Origin of the sequence: Ochrobactrum teleogrylli, assembly GCF_037482325.1 — a bacterium.
GTDB lineage: Bacteria > Pseudomonadota > Alphaproteobacteria > Rhizobiales > Rhizobiaceae > Brucella > Brucella teleogrylli.
Genome location: NZ_JBBHKQ010000002.1, coordinates 712,717 through 727,774 on the forward strand (window position 1 = coordinate 712,717; position 15,058 = coordinate 727,774).

Consider the following 15,058-nt stretch of genomic DNA (forward strand, 5'->3'; position numbering starts at 1 on the left):
TCCAATGAACCTCAAAACACAGATTGTCGATTATGCCGACCCTGCACTTCATGCTCACGGCCTCTATATTGGCGGAAACTGGATCAAGGGAGGCGGCATACCCGTCCTGGACCCGTCGACGGGGATGCCGCTTGCCGAGGTCGCCGACGCCTCAATCAGCGACGCTCGCCGCGCAATTGATGCCGCCGAAGCAGCCGCTATCGGATGGCGTACTACACCCGCGCGCCAGCGTGCAGAAATTCTACGCCGTTGGTACCAACTGATGAGCGAGCATGCCGAGGAACTTGCAACACTCATCTCGTTGGAAAATGGCAAGGCGTTGCCGGATGCTCGTGGCGAAGTGGCCTATGCTGCCGAGTTCTTTCGCTGGTATGCGGAAGAGGCTGTGCGCATTCCAGGCGAATATCGCCATACGCCATCAGGCTCGCACAACATTCTCGTTGACCACGAGCCGATTGGTATCGCGGTCCTGATCACGCCGTGGAACTTCCCGGCCGCGATGGCCACTCGCAAGATCGGTCCGGCGCTTGCCGCTGGCTGCACCGTTATTCTAAAGCCGGCATCCGAAACACCGCTAACCGCCTATGCCATGGCCCGCCTCGGCGCGGAAGCGGGTGTCCCGGCCGGTGTTGTTAACGTGTTGACCACAACCAATCCCAGCGGCGTAACCAATGCCATGCTCGCCGATGCGCGCGTTCGCAAGCTCTCCTTCACCGGCTCGACCGGTGTAGGTCGCACGCTTCTCGCAGAAGCTGCCAAGTCGGTCGTCAGTTGCTCGATGGAACTTGGCGGCAACGCGCCCTTCATCGTCTTCGATGATGCTGACCTTGAGCCCGCACTTGACGGCGCGATGGTCGCCAAGATGCGCAATGCGGGCGAAGCCTGCACGGCCGCCAATCGCTTCTATGTCCAGTCCGGCATACACGATGCATTTGTGGCTGGACTGACAGCGCGTATGGCGGCGCTAAAGGTTGGCGCTGGCTACCACGCGGACACACAATGCGGCCCGATGATCACGACGAACGCGGTCAAGAAAATCGACCGCCTTGTCTCGGACGCTGTAGCAGCCGGCGCCCGCATCACGACCGGTGGCAAGCCGATGGCCGAGAACGGCTACTTCTATCCGCCGACTGTCCTTGAGAACGTCCCCATCGATGCAGCCATCGCACGTGAAGAAATTTTCGGTCCGGTCGCGCCTGTCTACAGGTTTGAAACCGAGGACGAAGCGGTTCGCCTCGCCAATGCTACGCAATATGGTCTCGCTGCCTATATCTATTCGGGAGACCTCAAGCGAGCGCTCAAGATCGGCAAACGCCTCGAAACGGGGATGCTGGGCATCAACAGGGGATTGATGTCGGATCCGGCGGCCCCCTTCGGCGGCGTCAAGCAAAGCGGACTTGGTCGGGAAGGCGGCGTTACGGGTATTTTGGAATTTATGGAAGCAAAATATTACGCAGTGGAATACTAGAGCGCGTTTTGATTTGATACGGTCAGAAATTAGTCCGGTGGACTAGATTTCAAGCAGAAGCATATCGCGCTTTTTTCGTATACGCTCCAATTTTGAGGAAATTCATCGTGACACCCCAAGACCTCTACCGGATCCGTGATTTTGTACCAGAGTTCGATGCAATTGCGGCGGAATTTGCAGATCGTAGTCGCGAAATCTCGTCAACGGCCGCGGTGTTCGCGGATATAAGGTACGGCTCCGGTGGCAGGGAGACCCTAGACCTCCTTCGGCCCGAGCGCCCAAGCGCTGGCGCGCCCCTCCATGTGTTTGTTCATGGCGGTTATTGGCGCTCAGGTGAAAAGGAGAATTACCGCTTCGTAGCTGCACCGGTTCTTGCAGCTGGCGGCGTTGCCGCTATCGTAGAGTACGACCTGATGCCCAGTCAGCGCCTCCACGTGCTGGTAGATCAGGTGCGGCGATCTGTGCTTTGGCTCGAACAATATGCGGGCGACTTCGGGGCGGATACTCAGAAAATCACGGTCAGCGGGCATTCGGCAAGTGCGCACCTTGCATCTTTTCTTGCCGCAATAGGTCCCGCCGAAACAGCGATGCCTTTGTTGCCGAAAATAAGAGGGCTTCTACTCGTCAGTGGCATCTATGATCTGTCAGGCATCCCAAATAGTTTCCTTCGCGACGAGGCCAAAATGACACCGGCAGAAGCGATAGATTGGTCCCCGCTGACCTCGCGACAACTTCCATGTCCGGAGCGAATAGTTGCTGTTGGTGGTGCCGAGACGTCGCCATTTCGTCAACAGGCAGAAGCCTTCCACGAACAATTATGTTCGACAGGCCAAGTCTCCAACGTGCTTGCAATACCAGGTCTGAACCACATGAATGCCGTGTTGGATCTTGCTAATCCGACCGGGAAACTAGGATCCCGCCTTATCGAGCTTGTCACGTCCGCTCCGCAGAATGCATGAGATTGTGGGGGATGGCCTGATAGCGGAAGCATCAATGCGAGCACTTGCTCGTCGCACGGGCGGGTGGGGGTGTAAGGGAACTACCTAGTTTTATAGGTGAGCGAGATCGTGACCTAACACGTAACAGCAAAATGTTCCTTATTTGCCGACGATATCTGGATTACGGTCTCCTTAAGGATCTGCGCAACATCCCAGCAATATGCGCCTAGATGGATTTAGTTGGGATCATCGTATCTGAGGAGATCTCGGCGCATTCTTTGATATTGAATTAGGAACCGTCGTTTATTCCGTAGGGTCTACGCTATATGAAAATTATAGCGTTTCGTGATTAGTTGTTCTCAGAAATGGCTGAGTAGACATCAAGTATCGTCAGTCCGCGCGTTTATATGATCGCTGGAATTATTTGATTGCCAGTCAAAAACTGATTTGCATAAAAATTGACCCTCGCCGACCAGTATCCTCACTTTGCCACTTTTGTTCGGACAAAGTTCTGACGACTGCGCATCCCAATTTGCTTGCTTCCGACCTGCTATATATTAGCTCGGGGGTTTCGCTTTGAAAGCAGTAAGAGCGAGGCGATGATGATCGTTCCAATAATGAACAGAAACGCCGCAGCAGCGATGGCTGGACTTATATTCTCTCTGATTGTCGAGAACATCTGACGAGCAACCGTGCGTTGGTTCGGACCTGCAACAAACAAGGTTAGCACGACTTCATCCAAGGACGTTGCAAAAGCAAACACCGCCCCTGTCACGATGCCCGGTGTTGCCAATGGTAGAGTTACCTGACGCAAAACCATCCAAGGTGATGCGCCAAGGCTAGCTGCGGCATTTTCCAGGCGGCGGTCAATGCCCTGAAGCGCAGCGGTCACGTTAACAACAACAAACGGAATTGCAATGACCGTATGAGCAAGGATAACACCCATATACGTATTTGCGAGGCCATACTGTGCGAACATCAACTGCATGCCGACGCCAAGCACGACTGCTGGAACGACCATTGGCAGCAGAAATACTGTTCGAAAGAAGCTGAATAACAAAGATACAGACTTTCCACGTAATCCGAGTGCAGCAACCGTACCAAGAATGCTCGCAAGGATCGTCGTTCCAATTCCAATAATTAAACTATTGACGATGGATCGACGCCAAGCGTCGGCCGTGAACAACTCATGAAACCAACGAAAAGAATAACCAGGAATCGGGTAATTCAAGAAAATGCTGTCTGTAAAAGCCAGAGGAAGGATGGCAAATAACGGAGCCATCAAAAAGATGATAACCCCAGACCCGAATATTGCCTTGCTGACGATGAGCGTTCTCATGCGCGCGCTTCCTCCGAAGATAGACGAAGATAGACGACGTAGAGGATCATTGTTGCAGCCAGAAGCACAATTCCAAGCGCGCCGGCCATACCCCAATTGGCCGCCCCAGTCGCGTAATAGGCGATGACAGAGCTAATCATCTGATCCTTAGCCCCCCCGATCAGTGCTGGTGTGATGTAGTAACCAAGTGCACTCATAAAGACGAGAAGCCCACCGGACACGACACCCCGAAGGCTAAGGGGCAGCAGTACCAACAAAAAAGCGCGAAAGGGTGACGCGCCTAACGATGCAGCAGCAGGCATCAGGTTTTTCGGAATCCCGATGAGAACGCTGAAGATCGGCAGTACCATGAAGGGTAGAAGGACGTGGGTCATTGCAATCACAACGCCCAACCGGTTGAAGATGAGTGGTACGGGCCCGCTTGTCAAGCCAAGGGTTTGAAGCGTCATATTGATGAGGCCATTGTCCTGAAGAATGATGTACCAGGCTGCAGTTCGCACAAGGAGCGAAGTCCAGAGAGGAAGAAGCACAGCTCCCAGTAGCAATTGACGTCTCCAACCATTAGTCGATGCGGCAACCATCGCAAAGGGTAGTCCTATAGCAACACAACATATCGTCACCACTCCGGCCATGATCAGCGTTCGAAAGAGCGTGGTCCGATTGGCGGATTTATCTTCGGGCACATTGATGATACTGCCGTTGGCGTCTCGCTGTAGATCGACAGCCGACAGCAGGTTTCTGTCGGTAATCGTGGTGCCAGCCGCTTCCTGGATTGCAATCCAGAATACCGGATCGCTCCATCGCGGGTCCACCGACACCAGATCGGAGATTGACTGGTTCTCCGCAACAGCGGTACGTGTCTTGGTCATCAAAGTGCGAAAGCCGGACTTTGCGCTGTTCAATCGACGGACCAAGTCGCCGAAAAGCTCATCGTCGCTGACATTTCGGATGTCGTTGGCGAGTGCTAGCTGAGCTGCCGCCGACGGGACAGTTGCTCTGTCCCAATCCTGCAGGGACTCGGATACGGTGGGTAGTGCTCTTGACGCGATAGGATCGGAAACCGCCGACTTCATCATTGTTGCAAGTGGTGCGACGAAGAAAAATGCCAGGAAGAGAGCCAGTGGTGCAATTAGCGCTATCGACTTGATTTGATTTTGGAGCCGAGATGGACGGTTCATGAAACGACCCAGCATTGTTCCGGAGCGAAAGAGGCTATGACCTCTTGCCCTATTTTTGGCGTGATCGCGGTTCTAGTAGCCTTGACCACGAAGGATCCGTTTCCGGCGTCCACTTGTACCTGAAGATGGTCACCGTGATACACAATATCGGCTACCGTTACCTTTAGCTGATTTTTTGCCGCTCCAGACTGTCCGAGCTCTATACGTTCCGGGCGCACAGACACATTGATAGTGCTTCGAGGTTCCAAGCCTGCGGTAGATGCTACTTTGATTGTTTGACCATCATCCAAAGTGACGTCCACGATGCCATTGGACGATGAAGCGACTGTGCCGCTCACTAGGTTAGTTTCGCCAATAAACTCGGCAACGAATTGAGTTTTTGGCCGGTCGTAAATTTCCGAGGGTTCGCCGATCTGCTCAATCTTGCCATGATTGAAGATCGCTATGCGATCGGACATCGTCAAAGCTTCAGTCTGATCGTGTGTAACAAAGACGATAGTCAAGCCCAAGCGATGATGGATATCGCGAATATCCATCTGCATCTGTTCGCGAAGCTTCTTGTCAAGAGCGCCCAACGGCTCGTCCATCAATACGACTTCCGGCTCGAATACCAATGCGCGAGCCAGCGCAACCCTCTGTTGCTGACCACCGGATAATTGTATTGGTCGACGTTCGTGGAAGGCTCCCAGTTGAACCATGTCGAGGGCCTTCGTCACACGCTCGACAATCTCGGCTTTGGAAAGGCCCCTCATCTTGAGCGGAAATCCTACGTTGTCCGCTACAGACATGTGAGGAAACAAAGCGTAATTCTGGAATACAACTCCCATATTTCGCTTATGGGGCGGCAAAGCATCTACGCGCCTGCCTCCGACAGCAATTGCACCGCTAGTTGGATTCTCGAAACCGGCCAGCATCATGAGAAGTGTTGTCTTGCCGGACCCGGATGGGCCCAGCATGCTCACGAACTCTCCCTTGCCAATCGACAGATCGAGATCATCGACAACGGTCATCATACCGAACGCTTTGCTGACCTGGTCGAAATGGATAAACGCGTCACTCATCATAACCTGCGCTGATTCTTGGTAGTCTCGAGGCCAAAGGCTGCTCCGCTGCCCCTGAGGGCAATGGAGCAAGAGATTGCAATCGTTGATTCCTATTGAGCTAGCCAGGCATTGAAACGCTGCGTCAACTCTTCTAGGTTGTCGGTCCAGAAATCCACGTCCAGAGCGATGGCTCCGCCGATGTTTTCATCGGCAGTCGGAAGCTCTTTCTGGAACTGTTCAGGCACCAGCTTCGTCGCCCCAAGGGTCGGTAAACCGTAAGCGATATATTCAGGAAGTTTCGCCTGGTTCTCTGCCTTGCTGGCATAGGCGATGAAATCCATGCCCGCATCCTTGTTCGGGCTATCTTTCAAAATGACCCAGCTATCGATGGCGTATACACTGCCTGGGAACACAAATCCGAAACTCTTGCCTTCGGACCGGTTGATGCCGCTGATACGACCATTGTAAGCAGAAGTCATGACGACCTGCCCGGACGAGAGCAGCTGTAGCGGCTGCGCGCCAGCGTCCCACCAGATGATATCTGCCTTCAATTCTTCAAGTTTCCTGAAAGCCCGGTCAACGCCGCCTTCACTGCTCAAAACTTCATAGACTTGATAAGCAGGAACGCCGTCGGCCATCAATGCGAACTCAAGAGCGTATTTCGGCCCTTTGCGAAGGCCGCGCTTGCCGGGAAACTTCTTCGTATCCCAGAAATCAGCCCATGTCCTTGGCTCTTCTTTGAGCTTTTCGCCGTCATATGAAAGCCCGGTCGACCACACGATATTGCCAATACCACAGTCACTGACTGCTGCAGGAAGATACGCATCCTTCCCGCCAAGCTTCTCCCAATCAATTTTCTCATAAATACCGTCGGCGCACCCTAGCGCTAATTCTTCAGCCTCAACTTCCACCACGTCCCAGTTTGGAACACCGGCCTTCACCTTGGCCTGGAGAACGCCGTAACCGCCCTCCCAACTTTCATCTAAAACTGGCTTGCCGATCGCGGAGGCGAAGGGTTGAAAGAAAATTTTACGTTGCGCGTCCTGAAAATTTCCTCCCCAGGATACAACGGTCAGATCACGGGCCTGGGCACCAAAGACACCTGCTACCAGGACTGTGGACGCTATAATCGAAACTTTGAGTATGTTCATCGGACGCTCCCCTTTGTGCTCTCGATGGCCTATAGCAAAGCACGTTTGAAAACTTTGGAAAGCGGGGTTAACCGAAACGGTCAATATATTCACCGTATTTCAGTATAGGGTGAAGGGATTAATAAGTTGGCGGAGTAACCGCGCTGATAATCTCGCTCTGACCGTCGAAGACATTCCGAAACCGATGAGGCACACGGCTATCAAAATAATACCCATCGCCGGGTTTTAGCACCCTCTTCTGGCTTCCGACCGTAACTTCAACCAGACCAGAAAGCACCATGCCAGCCTCCTGTGCTGCGTGAGTAAATTCCTCGCCAGAATCCGCCCCAGGTGCATAACGTTCATGTAACATGAGAAGTTCTCGATTGGGATGGTCCAGACCGATTACTCTATAGGAAATCGTATCTACCTTCCCAATCTCAGCTAAATCTGCCGACGAATAGAAGGGCGAATAAGGAAGGCTGGATTGCAAATCGGAGAAAAAACCGGTCAGTGTTGTCCCCAACGCATCGAGTACTGCACCAAGAGTGTCGATGGACGGGCTCATCCGGTCACGTTCGATCAATGATATTGTGGAGTGAGATATCCCGGAACGAGCGGCGAGTTCTCGAACTCCCAGATCTCGGCGACGACGAAGTTCGCGAAGTTTGCTACCGATTTTAGGCATATATCGTTTTCCATGTTTCTGTGCTTACCCACATTGTCATCGTAAACGCAGGGAGGATACCTGGAGCGAAATTGGTTCACCTGCTTTGGTGATTATAATGAACATATGGTTTGTGGGCAATTGTCGGATAGCCAAGCTTGAAAGATGTTGAGGATGATCATCCCACACAGGAGGTTTTGATGACGTCGCGTCTCGATGCGCTGAAAGGCAAGTTTATTCAAATAAAAGAACCGACACGAGACGCCGTCTCTGATACGGCGCCGGTCGAAAAAATAGTGAAGGACATCATCGCAAATGTCCGAGAACGCGGCGATGCTGCTGTTCGCGAATATTCTCTTGCTTTTGATAAAGCGGATCTCGACCGTTTCGAGGTCACTGAGGAAGAAAAGCTCAAGGCCGTTGCCGACCTTGATCCGCAGACGCGTCAAGACACCGAATTTGCCATCGCCAATGTCCGCCGTTTCGCCGAAGCACAACTCGGCACGATCCTCCCGTTGGAAATAGAGAGCTTGCCGGGCCTGCATCTCGGTCATCGGGTTATTCCGATTGAAATCGTAGGCTGTTACGTACCAGGCGGACGTTATCCTCTTCTCTCAGCTCCGGTAATGACGATCGTCCCGGCCAAAGTCGCTGGTTGTGATCAGGTCATCGCCTGTCTTCCCCCGAATGCGCATCAGGCCATGATTGCAGGCTGTCATCTGGCGGGTGCAGACCGCATCTTCCGCGTCGGCGGTGCACAGGCAATCGCAGCCATGGCATATGGCACGGAGACTATTCCCGCGGTCGACAAAATCGTGGGGCCCGGCAATGCGTTTGTAAACGAAGCAAAGCGTCAGGTTTTCGGCCAAGTAGGTATTGATCAGCTTGCGGGCCCAAGCGAAATCTTCATCGTTGCCGACGAAACAGCCAATCCTGCGACGCTGGCGACCGACATGCTTGCTCAGGCTGAGCATGACGTACGCACACGCGTTGGCCTGGTTACGACAGATCGGAAGCTGGCGGATGAGACCATCAAAGAAGTCGAAAAACAGCTGCGGGACCTTTCCACCGCTGCTGTAGCAGGGGTTGCATGGAAAGATTACGGCGAAGTGACCGTTGTTGACGACGAAGAAACCATGATCGCCTACTCCGACTATATCGCAACAGAGCATCTTCAGGTCCACACACGCGACCCGAAGGCAACGGCGAAAAAGCTGCGCAACTATGGTTCGATTTTCATCGGCGAGCTGGCCAGTGTTGTATACTCCGACAAATGCTGCGGCACGAACCACACACTGCCCACTATGGCGGCGGGCCGTTACACGGGTGGACTTTGGGTGGGCTCATACGTAAAAATTGCCACGCATCAATGGCTGGACGAGCGTGGCGTTGCTGCTGTAGCGCCAGCTGCTGTTCGGCAAAGTGCAACGGAACAGCTCGAAGGACACCGTCGGGCCGCAGTGCTCCGACTGAGCCCTGAACAGTTGGAAACTGTCTAGCTAGCCATCCGGATTATCGCGATGTCGGGAAGAAGCCGCCGAGGTATTTCGGCGGCTTCTTTCTGCTTAACAGGCCCTTCGGAATAAGGGAACGAAGCACTCCACGCCAACCTTGGCGCTTCGAAGGGAAGGCTACCTATTGCTGCTTCGAGAGCACGATGAAATTATTCTGGAGAATGTTAGCGCTGCGACCTGATTGCCAGTCAAGAATCGCTGCCCAACTTCCCACAACGGATTGGCAGGCATTCAAAATGCTAAACCTGACGTCGGCTTCGTAAAGAACAGAGCTATTCAGACCTAACACGCGAAACATTTCGCTCAGAAAGCGAATTGTAATCACAAACGAGTTCCCTGATGAGAGCCCAATAATGGCTAGAGTGACATAGTTCTACATCCGCAGCGCCGGCGGTTACCAAAAAAGCAATATACTGACCATATCGTGGGAGATTAAACTGCTCAAGTAAGAAGCCCCTCTGAGCTGGATAGAGCCAGCTCCGCAGATTGCTGCGATGGACCAGCCATCTCAATGCATTCAACGAGCCCCGATACTTCGGTCGCGATCTGATCGGAAAAGAACCGAGCGAGCGCTATACGCCCCTTGTGCTGGGGCTGGTCAAATCCTTCTACGATCTGGTTATGGGCAGCTTCAGCGATTGTCGCCAATGTCGCCAGACCAAGCGTATGTCCAAAAGCGGTCAAGTATGGGGTAGCACCTGCAAGCGCATCTTCGTTGGCTTTTTCTTCCACCAATTTCAATAGGAAAACCGTGACGCGATTAAAATCGCGACATGCAGCTTTCAACCGTTCGCCAATAGCGGCCAGATCGGCATTACGGTTTCCCAGAAGCCTCTCCGCTGTTGTCGCAATTTCAGCAATCAGGTAACGCACAGATTCACCGTTCGATACCGAAAGCTTGCGCATTACCAGATCGATAGCCTGGATGCCATTGGTGCCCTCGTAGATCGGCGCTATGCGAGCATCGCGCATATGCTGCGCCGCTCCAGTTTCCTCGACAAATCCCGTGCCGCCATGAATCTGGACGCCGAGCGATGCCACCTCGCATCCAATATCGCTGCCATAGGCTTTGGCCACCGGTGTCAGCAGAGACGCGCGTTCCTCAGCTGCACGCCTTTCATCCGCGTCAGTCACCAGACGCGCACGGTCAATCGCGGCAGCTGTCAGATAACAGATACCTCTTGCCGCATGAATCTTGGATTTCATTGTCAAAAGCATACGTTTGACGTCTGGATGTTCAATGATTGCCGCAGGTCCCGCACCACGAACAGTCCTCCCCTGGTGTCTTTCGCGGGCATAACCGAGCGCCTGCTGATAGGCTCTTTCCGCAACACCCACACCCTGCAGCCCCATAGCAAGACGCGCATTGTTCATCATCGTGAACATGCAGTTCAATCCGCGATTCTCTTCGCCCACCAGCCAGCCAATCGCTCCTGGCCCATCACCGAAGATCATGGTGCAAGTGGGAGAAGCATGGATGCCGAGCTTTTGCTCGATCCCGCCACAATACACATCATTACGGGTTCCATCGGGCAGAAATTTAGGCACCAGGAATAACGAAATGCCCCGCGTACCGGGCGGTGCGTCAGGAAGCCTCGCTAATACGAGGTGCACGATGTTCTCGGTCAGGTCGTGTTCACCATAAGTGATAAAGATTTTCTGGCCCTTGATCCGGTAAGCGCCATCGTCCTGCCGCACGGCGCTGCTTCGCATACCGGAAAGGTCGGAACCGGCTTGTGGTTCGGTGAGGTTCATCGTCCCCATCCATGATCCGGAAACCAATTTCTCCAGATAACGCGCTTGAAGATCCGGCGAGCCATGTGCGGCAATCGCCTCAACCGCGCCCGCGGTCAAAAGCGGCCCGAGCGCAAAGGCCATCGAAGCAGAATTCCAGATTTCGGTGCAGGCGGCCTGAACGAGAGAGGGAAGTCCCTGACCACCCCATTTCGGAGCGCAGGGCAATGCATTCCAACCTGCTTTCGCCCAAGATTGGTAGACCTCTTTGAAGGCTGGCGGCATGATGACGCGCGCGCCCTCCAGGCGCGCACCGATCAGATCGCCTTCCCGATTGATCGGCGCGATACGTTCGGATGCGAAACGCCCCGCTTCCTTCACGACAGCTGTCACAAGTTCTATATCGGTCTCCCCATAAAGCCCACTATCGATTGTGTCATTAAGACCACCAATCGCATTGAGCGTGAAGAGAATATCGTTAACGGGCGCGAGGTAGGTCATTCAAAATGCCTTTCGTCTTGGGAAATGACCGTCTTGGCCTTCAGTTTGGGCGTTCCAGCGCCACGGCGATACCCTGTCCGCCGCCAATACACATCGTCACGAGCGCATAACGAGCCTTAAGGCGCTGTAATTCGTATATGGCCTTGACCGCAATAATTGCGCCGCTTGCACCGACCGGATGACCAAGCGCAATGGCGCCGCCATTCGGATTGGTCTTTTCCGTCGCAAAATCGAGAGCGTGGGAGACAGCAAGGGCCTGCGCCGCAAATGCTTCATTGGATTCGATCACGTCGAAATCGCTGATCGAAAGCCCGGTACGTTCGAGTAGCTTGCGCACCGCCGGGACTGGGCCAATACCCATTTCATCCGGCTCGACACCGGCGTGCGCCCAGCCAAGGATGCGCGCCATCGGTCTGAGGTTATGGGCAGAAACAGCATCGCCATTCGCTAACACCAGTGCGGCCGCACCATCATTGATGGAGGAAGCATTGCCAGCGGTGACAGAGCCTTCCATTTCGAAGACAGGTCGCAGGCTGGACAGTTTTTCGACCGTTGTTCCTGCGCGCACGTTCTCATCAATGTCGAAAACCCGCTCCACCTTCCCGTCCTTGACGAGGACCGGCAGAACCTGGTCTGCAAATCGGCGCTCTTTGATGGCCCGCTCAGCGCGCGCATGGCTCTCCGCCGCAAACGTGTCCTGATCCTTACGGGAAATATGCCGCCGACGGGCGATATTTTCGGCCGTCACGCCCATATGCCCATGGCCGAAAGGATCTGTCAGCGCACCAACCAACGCGTCCACAGACTGAGCGTCGCCCATTTTCTGCCCCCAACGCGCGAACGACATGAGATAGGGCGCGCGGCTCATCACCTCGGAACCACCTGCTACTGCGAGATCGCATTCGTCGAGTGCAATGGCCTGTGCTGCGCTAACGATTGCCTGCAGGCCGGAACCGCAAAGCCGATTAACATTCATCGCCGGGGTTTCGATCGGCAATCCGGCCTCAAGCGCGGCGACGCGCGACAGATACATGTCCTTCGGTTCCGTATTGATGACGTGACCGAAGACCACGTGACCGATCTGGGCGGGCTCGACACCGGCCCTTTTGACTGACTCAGCGACGCACAGCGCCGCCAATTCGGTCGGCGCATGGTTCTTGAGAGAACCGCCGAACACGCCGATCGCAGTGCGGACACAACTGACGACGTAGATATCTTTTGAAGCGGGCGTCATGAAAAACTGCCTTACTTTTCGTGTATCAATTATGCCGAACGTCGACGAGCTTGCGACCGAGTGCGGCGGAAATTTCCATCATGGCGGCAGCCTCGCCGGCAGCTGTGCTCGACGCATTGCCTTCCAGATGTCGTTTTTTGACGCCCTGCGTAATCGCAGCGAAACGGAAAGCATGAAAGGCAAGCCAAAGGCTCCAATCTTTCGGAACCGCAAGCCCACTGGAGTTGCAAAATGCTGCGAGAAAAGCCTCTTCGGAGGGAAGGCCGATAGTTTCGCGATCGATCTCGCCCAGACCTTTGACATAGCCTTCGCGCGGCAGGCGCAACATGGTGCAAAAATAGGCGACATCGACAAGCGGTGTGCCTAATGTCGAGAGCTCCCAGTCGAGAATACCGATGATCTTCGGTTCAGTCTGGTGGAACACGAGATTGTCGATGCGAAAGTCGCCATGGACCAATGCGATACGGTCCTCATCGGATCGCCATTCCGACAGATGCTGGATCAGCGCCTCCATATCCGGCTCTGTTTCGGTTTCCGAAGCCCTATACTGCTCTGTCCAGCGACTGATCTGCCGCTGCACGTAATTGCCGGAGCGACCATAATCGGAAAGGTCAACAGCCGCCGGATCAAGCTTCGCCATTTCACCCAGGACGCGGGCGATTTCCAGATAATAGTCGCCACGCATATCGACCGGCAAATCAGGGAGCGCCGGGTCCCAGAAAATGCGCCCCTCCACAAAGTCCATCACGAAGAAGGCGGTGCCAACAATTGCTTCATCCTCACACAGCAGACCGACATTCGGCACTGGAACAGTTGTGGGACCCAGCGCCTTCATCACACGATATTCGCGTTCGACGGCGTGCGCTGATTTCAAAAGGACACCCGATGGCTTCCGGCGCAGCACATATTTTCCCGATTTCGCTTCGATCAAGAATGTCGGATTGGATTGGCCGCCGGGAAACTTGCTTGCTTTGACTGGGCCATGAAAGCCCGGAAGGTTGGTTTCGAGATAGGGGACAAGCTTATCGAGATCGAGCAAGGTCTCCTCTGCACCGACTGTTCCTTTCCGTCCTTCTCCGACAACTGGCGCGCTCATGCTCTCGACGCCCCGTGCTGCTTCAGCAACTGACGACCGAGACTCATCAAATGCACGGCGTCGGGGCCATCCGCAATGCGGATCGTGCGGGCGTATTTCCAGGCGTCGGCAAGAAATGTATCCTGACTGACGCCCTTAGCCCCAAACAGCTGGATGGCGCGGTCGATCACCGTTTGCGCCATTGTTGGCGCTGTGATCTTGATCATCGCAATCAGATCACGGGCGGCTTTGTTACCTTCCCGATCCATCTTGTCGGCGGCGGAAAGCGTGAGCAGGCGCGCCTGCGCAATGTCACAGGCGCTACGGGCGATTTCTTCGCGCACTGCACCCTGTTCGGCAAGCGGCTTGCCGAAGGCGACACGCTCATGCGCACGCCCGCACATCATCTCCAGCGCGCGCTGGGCGCAACCGATCAGCCGCATGCAGTGATGAATACGTCCCGGCCCAAGCCGACCCTGCGCGATTTCGAAACCGAGCCCTTCGCCAAGCAGGATGTTCTCCTTCGGCACGCGGACATTCTCGAAAGCAATCTCCGCATGACCATGCGGTGCATCGTCATGGCCGAAGACCTGCATCGGCCGCAGCAGCGTGACGCCCGCTGTATTGGTTGGCACAAGGATCATCGACTGTTGTTTGTGGCTTTCGGCGTTCGGATCGGTTTTGCCCATGACAATCATGATCTCGCAGCGTGGATCGAGCGCGCCGCTTGCCCACCATTTGCGCCCGTTGATCACGTAGTCGTTCCCGTCCCTAACGATCGAACACCGCACATTGGTCGCATCGGACGAAGCAACCTCCGGCTCGGTCATGCAGAAGGCAGAGCGGATTTTTCCCTCCAGCAGTGGCGCCAGCCAACGCTTTTTCTGTTCGTCAGTGGCGTAGCGCACGAAGACTTCCATATTGCCTGTATCGGGCGCATTGCAGTTGAAGACTTCTGGACCAATCAACGAGCGTCCCATGATTTCGGAAAGCGGCGCATATTCGAGATTGGTCAAGCCAGCGCCATATTCGGATTCGGGAAGCCACAGGTTCCAGAGGCCCTGTTCCCTTGCCTTGGCCTTGAGGTCTTCCATTATGGGTGGAATCGACCAGCGATTGGAAGCCGTTTCCACATGGTGATGGTAAACCGCTTCAGCCGGGTAGACATGTTCTTCCATAAACGCCGTTAAACGATCGGCGGTCGCTTGCGTCTTTTTTGAAATCGTGAAATCCAAGA

General features: G+C 54.5%; 12 protein-coding genes. 3 read left to right on the top strand and 9 right to left on the bottom strand.

The genetic code is table 11. From position 1 onward, the window contains the following. Positions 1–4 precede the first annotated feature (4 nt). Positions 5–1,468, top strand: a complete 1,464-nt coding sequence (locus WIX40_RS20870; RefSeq protein ID WP_109989803.1) for an NAD-dependent succinate-semialdehyde dehydrogenase — start codon at positions 5–7, stop codon at positions 1,466–1,468. A 107-nt stretch (positions 1,469–1,575) separates the two neighbouring features. Then, entirely contained in the window at positions 1,576–2,427 is an 852-nt protein-coding gene (locus WIX40_RS20875; RefSeq protein ID WP_339441901.1) for an alpha/beta hydrolase, read from the top strand. 529 nt (positions 2,428–2,956) lie between these two features. On the opposite strand, the gene WIX40_RS20880 is transcribed toward WIX40_RS20875, so the two are convergent. From WIX40_RS20880 to WIX40_RS20900, 5 genes are all read right to left on the bottom strand, one after another. Further along, on the bottom strand, positions 2,957–3,745 hold the full coding sequence (locus tag WIX40_RS20880; protein ID WP_339441902.1) for an ABC transporter permease: 789 nt from the start codon (positions 3,743–3,745) through the stop codon (positions 2,957–2,959). Next, positions 3,742–4,923 (bottom strand): ABC transporter permease, encoded by a 1,182-nt coding sequence (locus WIX40_RS20885; RefSeq protein WP_124915725.1) that lies wholly within the window; start codon positions 4,921–4,923, stop codon positions 3,742–3,744. Before WIX40_RS20885 ends, WIX40_RS20880 begins: the two co-directional genes overlap by 4 nt. After that, complete coding sequence (locus WIX40_RS20890) at positions 4,920–5,984, bottom strand: ABC transporter ATP-binding protein (RefSeq protein WP_339442382.1); 1,065 nt, start codon at positions 5,982–5,984, stop codon at positions 4,920–4,922. Before WIX40_RS20890 ends, WIX40_RS20885 begins: the two co-directional genes overlap by 4 nt. 92 nt (positions 5,985–6,076) lie before the next feature. Then, positions 6,077–7,117, bottom strand: a complete 1,041-nt coding sequence (locus tag WIX40_RS20895; protein WP_339441904.1) for an ABC transporter substrate-binding protein — start codon at positions 7,115–7,117, stop codon at positions 6,077–6,079. Between the two features lie 118 nt (positions 7,118–7,235). Continuing rightward, positions 7,236–7,784, bottom strand: coding sequence for a type II toxin-antitoxin system RelB family anti-toxin (locus tag WIX40_RS20900; protein ID WP_121539296.1), 549 nt, complete (start codon positions 7,782–7,784; stop codon positions 7,236–7,238). Between the two features lie 179 nt (positions 7,785–7,963). On the opposite strand from WIX40_RS20900, the gene hisD reads away from it, so the two are divergent. Beyond that, complete coding sequence (gene hisD / locus WIX40_RS20905; protein ID WP_339442384.1) at positions 7,964–9,262, top strand: histidinol dehydrogenase; 1,299 nt, start codon at positions 7,964–7,966, stop codon at positions 9,260–9,262. Positions 9,263–9,718: 456 nt separating this feature from the next. Here the strand turns inward: hisD and WIX40_RS20910 are convergent, their stop codons facing one another. Genes WIX40_RS20910 through WIX40_RS20925 form a run of 4 tightly spaced genes read right to left on the bottom strand, consistent with a single transcriptional unit; the run spans position 9,719 to position 15,056 of the window. After that, a complete protein-coding gene (locus WIX40_RS20910) occupies positions 9,719–11,512 on the bottom strand; it encodes an acyl-CoA dehydrogenase family protein (RefSeq protein ID WP_339441905.1) in 1,794 nt (597 codons plus the stop codon). A 40-nt stretch (positions 11,513–11,552) separates the two neighbouring features. After that, positions 11,553–12,746 (bottom strand): acetyl-CoA C-acyltransferase family protein, encoded by a 1,194-nt coding sequence (locus WIX40_RS20915; protein ID WP_339441907.1) that lies wholly within the window; start codon positions 12,744–12,746, stop codon positions 11,553–11,555. Positions 12,747–12,771: 25 nt separating this feature from the next. Further along, positions 12,772–13,842, bottom strand: coding sequence for a phosphotransferase (locus WIX40_RS20920; protein WP_339441909.1), 1,071 nt, complete (start codon positions 13,840–13,842; stop codon positions 12,772–12,774). Continuing rightward, positions 13,839–15,056 carry an acyl-CoA dehydrogenase family protein gene (locus WIX40_RS20925; protein ID WP_339441911.1) on the bottom strand — a complete coding sequence of 406 codons (1,218 nt, stop codon included), beginning with the start codon at positions 15,054–15,056 and terminating at the stop codon, positions 13,839–13,841. The genes WIX40_RS20920 and WIX40_RS20925 overlap by 4 nt, the downstream gene beginning before the upstream one ends. Positions 15,057–15,058: the final 2 nt, after the last annotated feature.